Raw genomic sequence first — 15335 nt, 5'->3', positions numbered from 1 at the left:
CCGAGACTTAGTTGGTGGGAGCGAAAATGTAGGACAACGTGATACCGACGTTAGACCACGTACCGGTGGCCCCATTCGAGACAAGTGATCCCATGACGGTTACCGTCTCGCCTGCTACGACATTTTTAACAATCGAGTTCGTCATGCTCGACGTTGTTGTATCCGTCCCGGTGCCACTGCCTGACACGCTCCCGGTGACCTTCACGGTATTCGTTTGCGCACCGGGCTGGACTCCTCCAGATCCGATGTTCACCGAATGAATCGCCATCACGACCCCGTTGGACGGCGCCACGAAAGTGAGGCTCCTCGTGAACGTGGTAACAGACCCTGACGTCGGTGTGCCGCCGTAATAGACGCTCGAGCCATTGGCGTTTGTCGCTTTGCCGATTAGCACGTTGATCGCTGCTAAAACCTGGCTGTAGGTTACTTTACTCGGCGTCAGGCCAGCGGCAGCGAGGACGCTCATGAGCTCCTCTTGAACCATATTCAGCCAATCGGCATCGAGAATCGTCGCAGGCTGCCCAGTCGAAGGATTGCCGCCGGTAAAGTATCCAGGCGTTCCCGCTGCAGCAGGAGCGGGAATCGCCGATACGGCGGTCTGTTGGTCAGTTCTAAACATGCAAGCTCCAACTTAGGAAAGCGTTGATAGATTCAACTGGGGTTCTGCCGCCCGTCGCGCTGAATCCAGGGGTTCCAACCAGATTCGGCGTTTCCATTACGTCAGCAGATGCCGGTGTTGGCGCCCACCGCCGGCTGGGGACCAGAGTTCAATCCCTCACTGCTCGGCAGACTGCTGCGCGTCCGTGATCGCCGCCGTCATGTTCATTTCATGAACTTCCTTCCATGGCCGGACACCGCCGGAATGCCCTTTGATTACGTACGGCTCAGCGAGAGCCTCCTCGATCGTTTTCATGCGAACCGGTGGGTCGCCTTGCATTTCCCGGAGCGGCGGTCGGCCGCCGATGGGAGATCCTTTGATCTCGTATGGTTTGGTTGGCGGTTTCGGCGGTTGGAATTTCGGATGCACGCGGCATTTGCGCTCCATGTCGACGATTGGCTTGAGGGTTGCCGCGATGGCCTGCGCGTCGACGTCATCGGCCGGAAGTTGAAGGAGGTCGACTCCCTCGATCGACCAGCCACCAAACGAAATCGGGACCATTTTGGCGATTGCAGGATCGACGACTTTTACGGCGCCGAGGTATTCCCGCATGAAGCCATCTGGGAGATTTGCGTTGATGGCACGTGCTTGAGTTACGGCCTTTGCCAATTGATTCACGGCGGAAAGAGCTTGCTCCGAGAAAACCGGAACGAGGTCTTTCGCCATGACAGAGGCAGCCTTCTTGATCTCGGCGCGGGCAGACTCGATCGCAGTGTCCGCAGCTGCAGCTTCCGCGTGGAGCGCTGGCTCGATGCGCTCGCACCGATCGAGATCTGCTTGCGCGGCCAACATCGCATCGCGCGCCTTGTCGACTAGCTTCTTGAGTCTTGCCGCATCCTGCTTTTTCTCCGGGTCGATAGCTGCCCTTGTTTCAGCGAGCAATTGCTCCTTCTCGAGGTCGGTGAGCTCCGCGGTCGATTGCGCGATTACGTCGACGAAGCGGGCTTTCTCTTCATGCAAACGGCGAACCGCGAACACTACGTTTTGTTGAGCATCGAGTGAGGCCTGAGCTTTTGCGAGAGCAGCCGTAACTTCAGGCGTCAGCGAGATCGCGTTCACAAGCGATTGGTTTTTTGCCATGATCAGATGGAACTCCGTGGAAATCTTTACGTATTGGTGTTGCTGGCGCCACTGCAGATTCCCTGCAGTGCGGCAATGTCATCGTCTGAAAGCGACCTGAGGTGCGCGAATGACACTTCGACATGCGACTTGCTGATGCTTGGCCGCTCGGCGCTTTTGCGAGCCGCGATGGCCTTCGGCTTGGCTTCCGATGTCGCTGACAGGTCGGGCCGCTTCAAGCTGCGTGCGAGAGCCTTGAAATTGAGAGCCATGACGCTTACGCCCCCAACGCACGCCGCAGCGCACCTACGTTGAATCGAACTGATCGACCGAATTTCTTGGGCTGGGGCAGGTCGCCGCACTTCACCCTGCGATCGATGGATGATCGCGAAATGCCGAGGAGCGATTCGACGACCGCCGGCCCAACGTATGCTTCGTCGGTGAGGTCGGAAAATCGGGGAATGGCTGGCGTTACGCGGGCCGGCGTGAGGGCTTTTGACACGTCAGTTCTCCTGCGAGAATCTGACGCGGGCTGCTTATGTGGGAGGCGTCAGGAGGTCTCGCGAACGTTGAGAGGCAACCTGACGATCATCATATGAAGGGGTGACGGCTAGCGCGAATACGTTATCGCGTTGACGTATCGGAGCGCTTCGACAATTCAACAAATCCGTCTTTGAGAAGCCAATTCGATACGGTTGCTCGTCCGCGACTCGTCATCGGTCGACCGGTTGAACTCAGATAGCGAGCCATCACCGATTCAAGAATTTCGTTTAGAACGCCGGTTTTTGTACGCGCTGTCGACGCATTTGCTAGGTCCAGCGCGTATTTTCTGACAGACAGGATCTTTTTGTCTCTTGCGTCCACTGCGGTCCGGCCGCTTTCCGATTTTGTAGTCTTGATCCCGGCTACGCGCGCAGCAGCGAAGCGATCCGGCAACTCTGCGAGATACTCCAGAGAGGGCAGCACATGGCCTTGAGTTAGGGACGCAGACAGTCCACGAACGTGGTCGGCTATCTCTGGTGTGGGGACGGCACGATCCGCAATGGATTCCTCGCATTTGATGATCGTCGCGTAGCAAGTGACGAACAATGTCGCCGCCAGGTCCTTGAGTTGATCGGGAGAGAGGTTTCGAGCGTCGAGCATCGACCGATACGACAACCTTAGGCTGTCGATGGGGTTCGGTTTCATTTGCGCCTCTACACGCGCTCTATCAGATGAGATGCTGCGCCGGCGAGAGGATAGAGGGACTCTCGGTTTCGCCCCGTCGGGCTAGGCGCAGCATGATCGACAATGAATAATTGGAATCGCGTTTACAAGCGCTTCGACTTACCGAGAGTCATCCAGGGGATCGCCAGCGCGAGAGTCTTGAGGCGCTGATTCACCGCCGAGCACTTGCCGCTTGTGGCGAACGTGGTATGCCGTCAGAAGACCATGGGCGACCATATCGAGCGCCGGTTTCACGGTGCCATTCTTGTCAGTCCAGACCTTCGGCGTCAGAGCGCCGGAGAGCGATACGCTGTCCGCGTCGCCGAGAGCGAGCAACGCAGTTTGTACGTCGTCGTTGAACGCGATCACATTCACGAACAGCGTTTCGCCGTCGCCAGCAGTCGCGCGCACCTTGCATGTCACGAACCGCTTTCCGTTTTGTCCCGTCCCGATCTGGGCTTCGCCGTAGAGGCGGCCACTTACCAAGCCATCAATCATCATTTACCTCCAGGTCGTGTGTCGCGCCGAGCGGTGCTCTGCTGCATCTATATATGATCCCATGCCGCCACGCAGAAGAAGCGCCCCTTGGTCGCGGACTTGTGGCAGCGTGTGTTGATGGAGTTCATCGATCGAATTTCCACGCCCGCTGGGCGACCGCCTGCCGCGCCTGATCCTCGGCTCGTGCGATCCGAAGGCGGTCCCGGAAATAGCCAAGGTCGGGCAGGAGCGTGCTGATCGGCTGCCTCTCGACGCACATCACCACATGGTCATAGTCCGAATCTCGCCAGTGTTCCAGCCTCGCCAACTCGTCGACGGTGGTGAGGAGCTCACGTTGGATCGTCGCGAGTTGCTCCGGATTGATGCGAGGGCCCCACGGCCAGAAGGGGGCACCGCTTTCCCGATCGATGAGCGCGCCTTTGCAGTCATCCGGCAGCGGCATTTTGGCACTATCGCTCGCCGGCGCGCGGTTGTTGGCCCGATCCGCATATGGTCCGACATGCTTCAGGTTGCGGGGGATCATCGCGCGCCTCCCCGAAGTTTCCGGATATTGTTTTTTTGAGGTGTGACATGTGTGACGGGTGTGACGGTCGCCGCAAACCCAATGCTGGCAAGGGTTTTCGCGTCACACCTGTTTGTCACACCTGTTTTCCGCAGTTTTTCAGGTGTGACAGACCGGGCATCGAAAATATGATGCCCGGTGTGACGGTGTGACATGTCACACCGAAAGGTGTTACGCGGAAAGCCTTTACTGGCTTGGCTTCCCGGAAGCGTCACACCTGCCACACCTGTCACACCCGATTTTTTGTACTTGCTGAGAATTGCCGTGCTCATCGTTGCGCCTCCCAAAGTGCAGGGGTGAACACATAGACGCGAATTGTTCCCTTCCCGGGCAGGCGCTCGGACCGCTGGAACTTGCCGTCAGGCGCCGGCCGAATCCATCCAGCGTCAACCAGTGCGCGCGCTGCAGCTTTCGGCTCGAAACCGTTGCAGATTTCGCGCTTGAATATCTCCGGAAGAACGAAGTATTCGGTTCCGGAATCTGCCAGCCGCCGGAACCCGGCCCGGTTGATCGTCGGACGGTCGGATATATCGTTGAGGTCGGAAAAGCGCGACTCCTCATGCGCTTCGAAGAATGCCTTCACGTGCGACAGGATCGAGTCCTTCTCCTGATTGCCAGCGCCACCCCGACCGTCGAGCCAAACGGCGAAGCAGTCGGAAGCCGCGCCCAGCGCGTCACCTTCATTCCAGCCGGTAATACCCGCGGTCGTCGCGTACTCGCCGGCCAACCCGATTAGGGCGAATCGTTGGCAGACGCGATGCGCTTGGCCGCTGGAGTCGACCGGCAGATTTCCATCAACGAACCGGCGGATCTCCTCCTTGAGCCAAATTCCGATTTCATCACGGTCGCGACAGAGTGCCTTGAGGAAGGCGACGGCCGCCGTGCCGTAATGATTCACGGCCGCTTCGTTGATCGCGGTCGACAGCTCGGCACCGCCTGCAACGCCGTGGAGGTGCTCGAACAGACCGAACCCGGCACCAGCATCGGCCGGGATCTCGACCAAGCGCACCTCTTGGCCGGCTTTCGTCTTCTTGCCGACCGATTGCAAGTGCTGGCTCAAACCGATCTCGCCCGCCGACAGGAACAGCAGTTTCCAAGTTTGCCGTGCGCGTGCAGTGCCGGACCGTCCTGCACGGGCTTTGCCGCTGCCGTTGGCGAGCATGTAGGCGATTTCCCCGGCTTCGCGTGCGTCGACCTGCGCGAGTTCGTCGAGCACGAGCAGCGTGTCATTGTGGAGCGATGCCAGCCCCTCCAGGCCGTTTGCCGTTGCACGCCAGCGCTGCATGTATTCTTTGCCGCCGAATACGGAGCATGCCGCACGAAGCGCCGTCGTCTTGCCAGAGGATGATTCGCCGACGAAGTTCAGGCCGCCGGATTCCTGCCCGGAATACTCGAGCATCATCGAAGCAAAGGCCGCAGACACAGAAAGCAGGAGGCGGGAATTGCCGACGCAGAATCGCGCAACGCCAGCTTTCCAGTCGTCGAGCGTGCCTGACTGCGAATACGTGCGCATGATGCTTTCGGCCTGGAAGATGACACGCTCGCTCGCCGCGCCGATTGTCTGGTCGGGAAACACGAACGCGCCACTGTGCCAGCCAGTACGCGTGACGCACCGTCCGCGTGCCTTCGGCCTGGCGCACGTGACGTACTCAGTCAGCTTGTTGCGTGCCTTGTTGCCCGGTGCGATGTCGAGGCCGAGCCGCGCCAGCTCGCCGCGCATGTCGGCTCCGTCCGACCGCAACATCTCCATCGGCATCGCCCAGACGTGCGGGTGGCCGTCGGCGTCATTCCACTCGAGCAGGCGCCCCCAGTTTTCTGACGAACGGTCTCGGACCAGTGCGCGCACATGAAGCGGCGAGCAGATCCAGTGCGGCGTGCCATCGTCCTCCTCGTAGAACACGCCGCGTTCTGTTACGAGGAAGCCGGTCGGGACGCAATTGTCAGACTCCGTGGCAGCAGCCGTCGCCGGTGGATGCGCCGCCGTCTCGCCAACGAACTCCGTCACTGGCTGCTGGTCGATCGCTGCATCGATGCACTGCTTCACCGCATCGAGACCCTCGAGGCAATGCAGGTCGTTGAAATCGGACGCCTCGGCTGGCCGATCAGTGCCGAAGACGGGAACGGCGAGCACTGCACGGACGGTGCGCGCTGCCGCGATTGCCTTGGTCATGCCGGGATTGCCGGCCGTCTCGGTGTCGTCGTCGGCACAGATCACGATTGTCAGCTTGGGGCAGCGGTCGCGCCAGGCTCGCGCGACGTTCAGCAGATTGCCGGCATTCATCGCCGCTGCAACCGGGTATCCAGTTGCCTCGTGAAGCGAGCAGGCAGTCGCGTAACCCTCCGCAATGAGCAACGTGCCATCGGCGCCGTGCGTCGCGCCAGCGTTGACGGCCACGAAGCAGCCGCTCACGCGGCCGCCAGTCTGGAACGACTTTGCGCCCCCAGGCTGGATGTACTGGCTCGAATGATGCTCCCCGTCGACGTCCTGCAACTTGACTACGAGCTGATCGCGCAGTTGCCTCGCGCCGTATGGCCTGATCTTCTTCGCGCACACGTAGGCGTGGTTGGTGTGAACCGTGCCAGCTCTCTCCCAAAGGTCGCGCGCCTTCGTTGCGGCTTCAGCTTGGGTGCGTTGGTGGGTCTCGGCGGCGGCCGTTGCCTCGCGCTTGCGTTCAGCCTGACGGCGATCGCGGTCATCGGCCGACAACTGGGCCAATGGTTCGCTTTCACGGTAGCCGTGTTCGATCGCCCGCTTAAACAGGCTGGCGATCGTGATACCACCGGAGCGGAATGACTTCCAGACCGATTTCGCATCGCTCTCACTGTAACTGGAGGCCGAGCGCGACCAGTCGTCCCAGAAATCGAATCCTGCTTCGCCGAGCTCCGCCTTGATCGCCATACCCATTTGAACCCAGGTATCGCGATCGTCGGCGGGAACATAGCTCAGCGCTGCACGGATACGCTCTTCTTCTGCGTATACGCTCACGCAGCCTCCTTATCTGTTGAGGACTGCAAACCTCCTTGGATACGACGAGACTTGCCGCTCGCGAGCTTCTCCGTCAGTCGAATGCGCAGCAAACACTCCGACTCGCTTCCGATATGGGCGATGCGGGCGATCGCCTCAACTTCGTCGGCGATGCGGTACAGCAACGCTGTCTGATCTGCGTCCTGAAGAGATCCGCATTGCGGTTTGTCTTCGAGGCCGCGGTCACCATCTATCAGGCCAGCAAGACCCGCGATGTGAGCGCTGAGGGTGAAGGCCATGTTTGCTGCTTCACCTGTCGCCGCAGACAAATACGCCAGATCGTCGTCGGATGCGCCACGCGAATCGAAGCGATCCCAGAAGAATGCGAGCAGTCCGGCCGCGTCGGGTTGTCGATTATTGGCCATGTCGGACTCCCTGTGCGGACGTGATCTCGTTCTTGATGGAACCGATAAGGTCATCCATTAACCATGCATAGTTGCCGACGACCTCGATGTTCAATTCGCTGTCGTGGTTTCCCACCATCATGCGAAGCATTGCCACCATTGCCTCGAGCTGACGCGTTTTGCCGTGGATCATTTCGAGGTGCGGGTTGTACGTGGCTTCCAGTCGAGCGCCTGATATTGCGTGGCCCGTTGAAACCGTGGCTGATTCCTCGATAGCAACCGCTTTCAGTGTTTCATTCTCGAGACGGGCATTAACCACGGGACACCCCCAATTGAGCAACTTTCGCCATCGCGGCCGTGTAGCCGCTCGCGGTCTCTTGGCCGAGATTGGCCAAGTGATATGCGTAGCAATCCGTTTCGAGCTCGCTGCGGATCGCATGGAACATCGCCTCGAGTTGCTCCAGTTGCTGGACGGCAGTCGACGCAAATGGTGCTACTGGATGTAATTGAGGTACGTTAGCCATGGAGCACCTCAACGCGGGCGAGTTCAGCCAGAGTGAGCAAAGCGTCGCCGAGAACGTCGATAGCATCGTTCGGATGATCGGACAGCGCTGCGTCACGCAGTGCGCGACGGATGATTTCGAGAGCGGTCGGGTTCATGCGCGCACCTCCAATGCTTCTCGATCAGCGCGGGAGGCTGCTTCGATACGGCGCTTGAACGAGCGTTCGAACGCTGCAAGGCAGTTGGCGTAGGATGGGATGCGACCGAGGCCGTTGACGAGATTGTCGAACGTCGACCGGCACCACTGGTTCGGGCGTGCGGTGGGGCGAACCTTCAGCCAGTGTTCCGCAGCGCGAATGCCGGCGAGCTCGAATAGATCCGGGGTGACGGTGGTCGCGGGCTTCGACGGCCGACCGGTGCGCCAGGCACTTGGCACCAGATCGAATGGATCGGCCGACTGGGTGAGGGTATTCGGGATGGCGGCAGCGAACGCGCCGCCGGCAGTTACTCGCTGTCCAACGCGATCGTCGCACCGACCTCGCGCATCCGATTCAAGATGCGTTCGAACGTCTCGGCGTCCAGCTCGAGCCTCGCCATCGCAAAGAACAGCATGTGCATCCCCATGTCGCGACTGTTGTTCGCGTCCGCCGCCATGTACTTGCGCCACTGCCGCCCAGTCGACACGCCGAAGAGCTCGGCCATGTCCGTGCTGCTCTTGCCAAGCGTCTGCTTCAGGCGCTCCATGTCTTCGGCCGTGGGAGGGAGGTATTGAATCATTTTTTTTAGGCGCGACTTGGCGCGCACGAAGAAGGGTCTTCATGATGGGCATCCTTTCGGAGAGTCGGTCCTCGCGGGGTGCGCGAACCATACCGTTCAATGTAGGCCCTTTGGGTACATTTGTCAAACAATGACGATTGTCCTTGTCCATCAGTTCACCCCCTTCGCATCGAACGCTCGGCCGGCGATCATCAGCGCCTGGACGAGCTCGGCGAGCTGGGACGGGTTGAGGGTGACGCCTTTCTGGCTTGGCCGGTATTCGCCGTCGTCGGCGAGATACCAGCAGCGCACGTCAAGGAACTCGCGGCCGCGGTACTGGCGAAGCTGGACGCGGAGACGTTCCGATGTGCTACGGTGGACATCGAGAAAGCACCCACCGGGCGCCGGCGCCGGGGTATCATTTCCTCGGGTCGTCTGGGTCGCGCTCTTGCCGGAGTCGCGGCCCTTTTGCATTTCTAGGGTCGTCGCCATCGCTCAGCCCTCCGCCCGATAGTTCGTCGGGTCAGCGAGCCAGCGGTGAATCTCGCGGTTCGGCCACGCAATGCAACGCTGTGAACCGAGTTGAACACGGCGCGGAAAACGTCCCGCGATTTCACGCAGTCGGATTGCCTCGCGCGAGAGCGGTACGAAATGTTTGAGGTTCTGCCAGCGCGAATATCCGTCGAGCGGTAACGCTTGGGGAGGGGCGGTGAGCGACAGGGAGCCCAGTTGTGCGGAAGCTGTAATGGCAGCCATGTTGTAAACCTCGTACAAGGTTGTTGAACATGGCCGCAGTTTCGATTTTTGACGATGCAGTGGAAATTGCGCTTGCCGGTATGCGTGGCGTGTTAGCCAGTAGACGTCCCCTGTTTGCTAGCAGACGGGGTATAGCCTGCCTTCTTGAGCCATCCATCGATCGTTGTGAAAGCCTGATCCGAGCTCATCGATATACCATCGAGCGAATTGGCGTATATCAAAACCCGATCTTTGATTGATAGCACGGCTTGGCGGCGTGACGGGTAGGTTTTTTCATTCGCGAGTTGCACGGCGTACTCGCGAACTGGATCGAGCTTTTGGGACTTCGCACTTGCGCCTTTTTGGGCATCACGGCGCTTGATTTCGTCCGAGATCTTCACACTGATACTTGCGAGCCGTTTCGAAAGGTCATCTCCATCAGCGACAAGAGATTCAAGCTCGTCGAATGACAACGCGGACAACCGATCTAGCGATGCCTCAAGCGTCGATAGTTTTCGGGCGTATGCGGACGCTGCATGCAGGAACATCTCCCGATACTTCTCCGAAATGATCTCATTCGCATGCTTGCTGGCTTTATTGGCCCCCGTTCTCAAGTTCTCCATGCATCGTTTTGCGGCATCGGCAAAGACGTGATAGGCCCGTTTAACCTCATCGTCCTCGCGGATTAGCCAAGCCAAGACGAGCGGGATTAAGTCCCAACGCGCCTCAACTGCGATCGCCGCCAGCCGCCGTTCGTCTATCACGTGAGCCGGCAGGCCCTTGCTTTCCGCTATCACGACAAATGCTGCGAATGCCTCAGCGCGAAGAACAACCAAATCACGCATTTCGTTCCGACTCCTGTCGGCAGCTATTTGCTTTTTTTCGATTCGAGCGGCATTCAGTTCTGCATGCGCTCGAGTGGCGGCAGTCGGGTCGACCGGGACGCGATCCGGTCGACGGGTCTTTGCATCATCTGCAACTTGACGCGCCTCGTCTCGACGACGTGCAAGCACGGCATCAAAAGCGGCGTCGAATGAGATGTTTTGGCTCCGCGCGATTGCATAAGCCTCGTCCTTCAAACTCGGCTGGCGAAGGTGCGTCGGATTCGCGTCGATCAGTAGGTTTCTGACCCGTCTCGTTAGTTTCATCGGTCTCTCGCGCTACGCCCACCGGGGAATCGCGCCTGTTAGGCAAGGAAATCCGTTTTTCGTCCAGTCGAGCCGGGCGCGATCCTATTAGCCATTGCTACAGCTTGGCAAAGGTTGTAGATCATTGTAGGTCGAAACACTGTACAGGCCGAACGTTATGTGTCGGGCGATGCGAAGGGCAGAACTTTCGCGCCGACCTTCAGCTCGTCAAGACGATCGGCCCAGTGCTGCATCATCTTGCGACGTTCAGGCAGATACTCGGCGTGGACGTAGGCCGCAGTGACCTGGTTGCGTTCTGCGTGCGCCATCTGACGTTCGACGACGTCGCGGCTATATCCCAGTTCGCGCAGCGCTGTCGCGGCAAGGCCGCGGAAACCATGCCCCGTCATGCGTGATTTATAACCCATCCGATACAGGGCATACAGCATCGTGTTGTTTGAGATATGGCTGCGGCCCTGCACGCTGTAGAACACGAACCGATGCTGGCCGTTAATCATGCGGAGCTGGGCGAGCACATCGAGCGCCTGCCGAGAAAGGGGCACAATGTGCGGGTCGCGCATTTTCATGCGCGCCGCTGGCACCCGCCACTCCTCGGCGTCGACATCGATCTCTGGCCACTCCGCCTGGATCATTTCCTTTGTCCGCACGAATGTCAACGCCATGAACCGCAACGCGAGCCGGGTGACCAGGTCGCCCGGGTATTCGTCAATGTCGCGCATGAGCTGTGGGATCTCGGTAGCTTTCACGCGCGCCATATGCTGGACGCCAGTGCTTTTCTTCAAAACGGTTTCGGCGTCGATGTCGGCCGCCGGATTTCGAGTGCAGCGGCCGGTCATGATGCCGTACTGAAACACGGCACGTGATCGCTGCAGCACCCGCTTGGCCGTCTCGCGAACGCCGCGCGATTCGACGGTGCGGATAATCGCGAGTAGTTCCGGAGCATCGATGCTTGCGATAGGGCGGGCGCCGAGACGAGGAAATACATCGACTTCAAGGCAGTTGATGACCTTGCCCGCATAGACCTCGGACCATCCTCCACGTTGAGTCTCAAACCATTCGCGTGCGACGAGTTCGAATGAGCTGGCAGCTGCCAACTGCGCAGCCCGCTTGTCAGCTTTCTTGGCCTCGCTCGGATCGAGGCCTGCGGCGAGCTTTTCGCGCGCGCTATCACGTCGACCGCGCGCTTCGGCGAGCGATACGTCTGGATATGTACCGAGCGCCAGGCTCTTCTCTTTGCCGTCGATACGGTATTTAAAAATCCAACGTTTCCCGCCGGCCGGCGTGATCAGGAGCAGCAGTCCGCCGCCGTCGTAAAGCTTCTGCTGCTTCTCCGCCGGCTTGGCTGTGCGGACTTTGAGGTCGGTGAGCGCCATGTGCTGGTGCCTCGGGGGTTGTCTGAAGGGGGTGTTTTGCGAAGCCCCCAAAAGAACCCCAAGTCGGGGGTTGTTTCCACTGGTGGTCGCTGGTGGAAGTTTGCAACAAAAAACCCCGCACAGCCAAGCGTGACGGGGTTTATGTGGCGAAGCTGGTGAAACTTTGGAGGATCTCTGGTCCCCCCGACAGGAATCGAACCTGTATCTAGCGCTTAGGAGGCGCTTGTTCTATCCATTGAACTACGGGGAGAGCCATATCCAGTCGATCACGCGAAAAACGCGAGCCGGACGGCGGTGTGGACAGCGCGCAGAGTATAGCAAACGCGCGGCGCGTCGGCGGCGCGGAATGTGTGCCGACGCGCGTATCGCGGAATCACCCGCGATCGGAACGAACCATCAGAAATCGACGACGACGAAATCTTCCTTGCCCACGTCGCACAGCGGGCAGCGCCAGTCGGCGGGAATGTCGGCGAAACGGGTGCCGGCCGCGATGCCCTCGTCGGGCAGTCCTTCGGCTTCGTTGTAGACCCACCCGCAAATCAGGCAGACCCAGCTCTGGTATTCGGTTACTTCGCTCATGTGGTGCTCGGGAAAAATGGAAACTCGGTAATGCCGTCCGCACCCTGTCCAGCGGACGAAAGGCGCAATAGTACCGGAATTTCGCCGAACACCTAGGCAACGTCGTTTTAAACGTACGCATCGCGAACAACGGGCATCATCGCGTGGCGCGGGCATGCAGTGTATGCTTCGTGGGCCTGTCAATCTGAAGGAGGAAAACGATGCTCAACAGAAAGTGGATCGCGGGTGGGGTGTGCGTCGCGGCGCTGGCCGTGTCGACGCTCGCGCGTGCCGAGGCGCGCGTGTTCTTCGTCGAGCCGCAGGACGGCGCGACGGTGTCGAGCCCCGTGCACGTGAAGTTCGGTCTCGATGGCATGGAGCTCAAGCCCGCCGGCGACATGACGCCGGATACCGGCCACCATCACCTGCTGATCGACGGCAAGCCGGTGCCGAAGGGCGACGTGATCCCGGCGAGCGACCATTCGCTGCATTTCGGCAAGGGCCAGACCGAAACCGACGTGAAGCTGGCACCCGGCAAGCACACGCTGACGCTGCAGCTCGGCGACGGCGCCCACCGTTCGTACGGCCCCGAAATCAGCTCGACGATCACCGTCAACGTGAAGTAATCGCACGTCTCGCGCGGGCGCCCGGTGTGCCGCGCGCGGGATCGCCGATCGGCCGGCCACGGGCATCGGGCCGGCCTTCGCCCGTTCGTGCGGGCACGCAACCCGCACGGCGGTTTTCGGCCCGGATACCGGCCGCCAGCCACGCGTCGCACCGCGCCGGCGCGTTTCGCGTACCGGTTGCAATGCTCGTCCATCCAGCCATGCCGGTGCCGGCCTCCGCGCCCGGTACAATGGGCGCTTCCGATTCCTCTCTTCGCCGTCTCCCCATGTCGCTCTATTCCATTACCGGCGCGCAGCTCGCGTTCGGTCACGTCGCGTTGCTCGATCACGCGGATTTCTCGCTGGAAGCTGGCGAACGCGTCGGCTTGATCGGCCGCAACGGCGCGGGCAAGTCGTCGCTGCTGAAGATCGTCGCCGGCCTCGCGAAGCCCGATGACGGCCTGATCACGCGCCAGCAGGAGCTCGTGACCGTCTACGTGCCGCAGGAGCCCGAGTTCGAACCGGGCGCGACGGTGTTCGACGCGGTCGCGTCGGGGCTCGCGCACACGCGCGAACTGCTCGAAGAATACGATTCGATCGCGCATCGTCTCGCCGATACGCCCGAAGGCGCCGAGCACGACGCGCTGCTCGCGCGGATGAACGCGCTGCAGTCGTCGCTCGACGCGCACGACGCATGGAACTGGCGCACGCGCGTGGCGATGACGCTCGCGCAGATCGGCCTGCAGGACGGCGACGCGAGCGTCGACGCGCTGTCGGGCGGGATGCAGAAGCGCGTCGCGCTGGCGCGCGCGCTGGTGCTGCAGCCCGACGTGCTGCTGCTCGACGAGCCGACCAACCACCTCGACTTCGACGGCATCCGCTGGCTGGAAGAGCTGCTCGTCTCGCAGCGCGCGGGCCTGCTGTTCATCACCCACGATCGCGCGTTCCTCGATCGCGTCGCGACGCGCATCGTCGAGCTCGATCGCGGCCGGCTGCTGTCGTACCCGGGCAATTTCTCCGCGTACCAGACGCGCAAGGCGCAGCAGCTCGAAGTCGAACGCGTGGAAAACGAGAAGTTCGACAAGCTGCTCGCGCAGGAAGAAGTGTGGATCCGCAAGGGCGTCGAGGCGCGCCGCACGCGCAGCGTCGGCCGCATCGCGCGGCTCGTGCAGATGCGCAACGAGCGCGCGGAGCGCCGCAATGCGCAGGGCAACGTGCGGCTCGACGTCGCGCAGGGCGAGAAGTCCGGCAAGATCGTCGCGGAGCTGACCGACGTGACGAAGCGCTACGGCGGCCGCACGGTCGTCGACCGCTTCTCGGCGACGGTCATGCGCGGCGACAAGATCGGCTTCGTCGGCCCGAACGGCGCGGGCAAGACCACGCTGCTCAAGCTGATCCTCGGCGAGCTGAAGCCCGACGAGGGCACCGTGCGCACCGGCACGAACCTGCAGGTCGCGTATTTCGACCAGATGCGCGCGCAGCTCGACCAGGACAAGAGCCTCGCCGATACGATCAGCCCCGGCAGCGAGTGGGTCGAGATCGGCGGCGTGCGCAAGCACGTGATGAGTTATCTCGGCGATTTCCTGTTCGCGCCGGAGCGCGCGCGTTCGCCGGTGAAGTCGCTGTCGGGCGGCGAGCGCAACCGGCTGCTGCTCGCGCGCCTGTTCGCACGCCCGGCCAACGTGCTGGTGCTCGACGAACCGACCAACGACCTCGACATCCCGACGCTCGAGCTGCTCGAGGAGCTGCTGGCCGACTACGACGGCACGGTGCTGCTCGTCAGCCACGATCGCGCGTTCCTCGACAACGTCGTGACGTCGGTGATCGCGGCCGAGGGCGACGGCAAGTGGCGCGAATACGTCGGCGGCTTCAGCGACTGGCAGATCCAGAGCGAGCGTTCGGAGCAGCTCGCGCAACAGGAAGCCGCGAAGCGCGCGGTCAAGGAAGCGGTGCCGGTGAAGGAAGACGCGGCGAAGAGCGCCCCGGGCCGCAATGCGCAGCGCACGGTGAAGCTGTCGTTCAACGAGCAGCGCGAGCTCGATTCGCTGCCGGAGAAGATCGCCGCGCTCGAAGCGGAGCAGAAGACGATCAATGCGCAGCTCGAGGACGGTTCGATTTTCGCGAAGGATCCGCAGGAAGGCACGCGCCTGACCGAGCGCTTCGCGGCGATCGACGACGAACTGCTCACCGCGCTCGAACGGTGGGAAACGCTCGAGGCGAAGCGCAAGCCGGCGTGACGCGTGCGGCGCGCGCCGATCCCGCGATTGGCGCGCCACGCGGAACCAGTAAAATACCGCGCGTTCAGG

21 protein-coding genes and 1 tRNA gene are annotated in these 15335 nt (G+C 61.1%); 2 read left to right on the top strand and 20 right to left on the bottom strand.

Translation table 11 applies throughout. From position 1 onward, the window contains the following. Positions 1-7: 7 nt before the first annotated feature. The 20 genes from AC1VVG_RS12580 to AC1VVG_RS12485 form a co-directional block, all read right to left on the bottom strand. Positions 8-619: a hypothetical protein gene (locus AC1VVG_RS12580; RefSeq protein WP_482835705.1), complete on the bottom strand. Its 612-nt coding sequence runs from the start codon at positions 617-619 to the stop codon at positions 8-10. A gap of 156 nt (positions 620-775) precedes the next feature. Further along, complete coding sequence (locus AC1VVG_RS12575) at positions 776-1738, bottom strand: hypothetical protein (RefSeq protein ID WP_482835704.1); 963 nt, start codon at positions 1736-1738, stop codon at positions 776-778. Positions 1739-1764: 26 nt separating this feature from the next. Continuing rightward, positions 1765-1989: a hypothetical protein gene (locus AC1VVG_RS12570; protein WP_482835703.1), complete on the bottom strand. Its 225-nt coding sequence runs from the start codon at positions 1987-1989 to the stop codon at positions 1765-1767. 5 nt (positions 1990-1994) lie between these two features. Continuing rightward, positions 1995-2219, bottom strand: a complete 225-nt coding sequence (locus AC1VVG_RS12565; protein ID WP_482835702.1) for a helix-turn-helix transcriptional regulator — start codon at positions 2217-2219, stop codon at positions 1995-1997. 122 nt (positions 2220-2341) lie between these two features. After that, positions 2342-2905, bottom strand: coding sequence for a hypothetical protein (locus AC1VVG_RS12560; RefSeq protein ID WP_482835701.1), 564 nt, complete (start codon positions 2903-2905; stop codon positions 2342-2344). 138 nt (positions 2906-3043) lie between these two features. Next, a complete protein-coding gene (locus AC1VVG_RS12555; protein WP_059972814.1) occupies positions 3044-3421 on the bottom strand; it encodes a single-stranded DNA-binding protein in 378 nt (125 codons plus the stop codon). Between the two features lie 124 nt (positions 3422-3545). Further along, a complete protein-coding gene (locus AC1VVG_RS12550) occupies positions 3546-3944 on the bottom strand; it encodes a hypothetical protein (RefSeq protein ID WP_482835700.1) in 399 nt (132 codons plus the stop codon). A gap of 307 nt (positions 3945-4251) precedes the next feature. Next, positions 4252-6969, bottom strand: a complete 2718-nt coding sequence (locus tag AC1VVG_RS12545; RefSeq protein ID WP_482835699.1) for a DUF927 domain-containing protein — start codon at positions 6967-6969, stop codon at positions 4252-4254. Further along, complete coding sequence (locus tag AC1VVG_RS12540; protein ID WP_482835698.1) at positions 6966-7373, bottom strand: hypothetical protein; 408 nt, start codon at positions 7371-7373, stop codon at positions 6966-6968. The genes AC1VVG_RS12545 and AC1VVG_RS12540 overlap by 4 nt, the downstream gene beginning before the upstream one ends. Beyond that, positions 7363-7671, bottom strand: coding sequence for a hypothetical protein (locus AC1VVG_RS12535; RefSeq protein WP_482835697.1), 309 nt, complete (start codon positions 7669-7671; stop codon positions 7363-7365). The genes AC1VVG_RS12540 and AC1VVG_RS12535 overlap by 11 nt, the downstream gene beginning before the upstream one ends. Continuing rightward, a complete protein-coding gene (locus AC1VVG_RS12530) occupies positions 7664-7876 on the bottom strand; it encodes a hypothetical protein (RefSeq protein WP_482835696.1) in 213 nt (70 codons plus the stop codon). Before AC1VVG_RS12530 ends, AC1VVG_RS12535 begins: the two co-directional genes overlap by 8 nt. Next, positions 7869-8012 (bottom strand): hypothetical protein, encoded by a 144-nt coding sequence (locus AC1VVG_RS12525; RefSeq protein ID WP_482835695.1) that lies wholly within the window; start codon positions 8010-8012, stop codon positions 7869-7871. Before AC1VVG_RS12525 ends, AC1VVG_RS12530 begins: the two co-directional genes overlap by 8 nt. Beyond that, positions 8009-8290, bottom strand: coding sequence for a hypothetical protein (locus AC1VVG_RS12520; RefSeq protein WP_482835694.1), 282 nt, complete (start codon positions 8288-8290; stop codon positions 8009-8011). The genes AC1VVG_RS12525 and AC1VVG_RS12520 overlap by 4 nt, the downstream gene beginning before the upstream one ends. Positions 8291-8358: 68 nt before the next feature. After that, positions 8359-8658 (bottom strand): XRE family transcriptional regulator, encoded by a 300-nt coding sequence (locus tag AC1VVG_RS12515; RefSeq protein ID WP_482835693.1) that lies wholly within the window; start codon positions 8656-8658, stop codon positions 8359-8361. A gap of 123 nt (positions 8659-8781) precedes the next feature. Beyond that, positions 8782-9102, bottom strand: a complete 321-nt coding sequence (locus AC1VVG_RS12510; RefSeq protein WP_482835692.1) for a transcriptional coactivator p15/PC4 family protein — start codon at positions 9100-9102, stop codon at positions 8782-8784. Positions 9103-9105: 3 nt separating this feature from the next. After that, positions 9106-9366 carry a helix-turn-helix transcriptional regulator gene (locus AC1VVG_RS12505; protein ID WP_482835691.1) on the bottom strand — a complete coding sequence of 87 codons (261 nt, stop codon included), beginning with the start codon at positions 9364-9366 and terminating at the stop codon, positions 9106-9108. Between the two features lie 92 nt (positions 9367-9458). After that, complete coding sequence (locus AC1VVG_RS12500) at positions 9459-10493, bottom strand: hypothetical protein (RefSeq protein WP_482835690.1); 1035 nt, start codon at positions 10491-10493, stop codon at positions 9459-9461. 155 nt (positions 10494-10648) lie between these two features. Further along, positions 10649-11866 carry a tyrosine-type recombinase/integrase gene (locus tag AC1VVG_RS12495; RefSeq protein WP_482835689.1) on the bottom strand — a complete coding sequence of 406 codons (1218 nt, stop codon included), beginning with the start codon at positions 11864-11866 and terminating at the stop codon, positions 10649-10651. A gap of 175 nt (positions 11867-12041) precedes the next feature. After that, positions 12042-12116, bottom strand: a tRNA-Arg gene (locus AC1VVG_RS12490). Between the two features lie 146 nt (positions 12117-12262). Continuing rightward, positions 12263-12445, bottom strand: coding sequence for a rubredoxin (locus tag AC1VVG_RS12485; RefSeq protein ID WP_034190709.1), 183 nt, complete (start codon positions 12443-12445; stop codon positions 12263-12265). A 200-nt stretch (positions 12446-12645) separates the two neighbouring features. Here AC1VVG_RS12485 and AC1VVG_RS12480 point away from each other — a divergent pair, with 200 nt between their 5' ends. Both AC1VVG_RS12480 and AC1VVG_RS12475 read left to right on the top strand, forming a co-directional pair. After that, positions 12646-13050 carry a DUF4399 domain-containing protein gene (locus tag AC1VVG_RS12480; RefSeq protein WP_049030232.1) on the top strand — a complete coding sequence of 135 codons (405 nt, stop codon included), beginning with the start codon at positions 12646-12648 and terminating at the stop codon, positions 13048-13050. Positions 13051-13316: 266 nt separating this feature from the next. Continuing rightward, on the top strand, positions 13317-15266 hold the full coding sequence (locus AC1VVG_RS12475; protein WP_482835688.1) for an ATP-binding cassette domain-containing protein: 1950 nt from the start codon (positions 13317-13319) through the stop codon (positions 15264-15266). Positions 15267-15335 lie beyond the last annotated feature (69 nt).

Source organism: Burkholderia sp. L-4, from assembly GCF_056856535.1.
The sequence above is the reverse complement of the archived record's forward strand: the minus strand, read 5'-3'. Positions and strand labels throughout refer to the sequence as shown.

What these genes read in the sequence shown, in the direction of transcription:
- AC1VVG_RS12580 (WP_482835705.1), bottom strand. Translation starts at nt 619, where the DNA reads ATGTTTAGAACTGACCAACAGACCGCCGTATCGGCGATTCCCGCTCCT.
- AC1VVG_RS12575 (WP_482835704.1), bottom strand. Translation starts at nt 1,738, where the DNA reads ATGGCAAAAAACCAATCGCTTGTGAACGCGATCTCGCTGACGCCTGAA.
- AC1VVG_RS12570 (WP_482835703.1), bottom strand. Translation starts at nt 1,989, where the DNA reads ATGGCTCTCAATTTCAAGGCTCTCGCACGCAGCTTGAAGCGGCCCGAC.
- AC1VVG_RS12560 (WP_482835701.1), bottom strand. Translation starts at nt 2,905, where the DNA reads ATGAAACCGAACCCCATCGACAGCCTAAGGTTGTCGTATCGGTCGATG.
- AC1VVG_RS12555 (WP_059972814.1), bottom strand. Translation starts at nt 3,421, where the DNA reads ATGATTGATGGCTTGGTAAGTGGCCGCCTCTACGGCGAAGCCCAGATC.
- AC1VVG_RS12550 (WP_482835700.1), bottom strand. Translation starts at nt 3,944, where the DNA reads ATGATCCCCCGCAACCTGAAGCATGTCGGACCATATGCGGATCGGGCC.
- AC1VVG_RS12540 (WP_482835698.1), bottom strand. Translation starts at nt 7,373, where the DNA reads ATGGCCAATAATCGACAACCCGACGCGGCCGGACTGCTCGCATTCTTC.
- AC1VVG_RS12530 (WP_482835696.1), bottom strand. Translation starts at nt 7,876, where the DNA reads ATGGCTAACGTACCTCAATTACATCCAGTAGCACCATTTGCGTCGACT.
- AC1VVG_RS12525 (WP_482835695.1), bottom strand. Translation starts at nt 8,012, where the DNA reads ATGAACCCGACCGCTCTCGAAATCATCCGTCGCGCACTGCGTGACGCA.
- AC1VVG_RS12510 (WP_482835692.1), bottom strand. Translation starts at nt 9,102, where the DNA reads ATGGCGACGACCCTAGAAATGCAAAAGGGCCGCGACTCCGGCAAGAGC.
- AC1VVG_RS12505 (WP_482835691.1), bottom strand. Translation starts at nt 9,366, where the DNA reads ATGGCTGCCATTACAGCTTCCGCACAACTGGGCTCCCTGTCGCTCACC.
- AC1VVG_RS12500 (WP_482835690.1), bottom strand. Translation starts at nt 10,493, where the DNA reads ATGAAACTAACGAGACGGGTCAGAAACCTACTGATCGACGCGAATCCG.
- AC1VVG_RS12495 (WP_482835689.1), bottom strand. Translation starts at nt 11,866, where the DNA reads ATGGCGCTCACCGACCTCAAAGTCCGCACAGCCAAGCCGGCGGAGAAG.
- AC1VVG_RS12485 (WP_034190709.1), bottom strand. Translation starts at nt 12,445, where the DNA reads ATGAGCGAAGTAACCGAATACCAGAGCTGGGTCTGCCTGATTTGCGGG.
- AC1VVG_RS12480 (WP_049030232.1), top strand. Translation starts at nt 12,646, where the DNA reads ATGCTCAACAGAAAGTGGATCGCGGGTGGGGTGTGCGTCGCGGCGCTG.
- AC1VVG_RS12475 (WP_482835688.1), top strand. Translation starts at nt 13,317, where the DNA reads ATGTCGCTCTATTCCATTACCGGCGCGCAGCTCGCGTTCGGTCACGTC.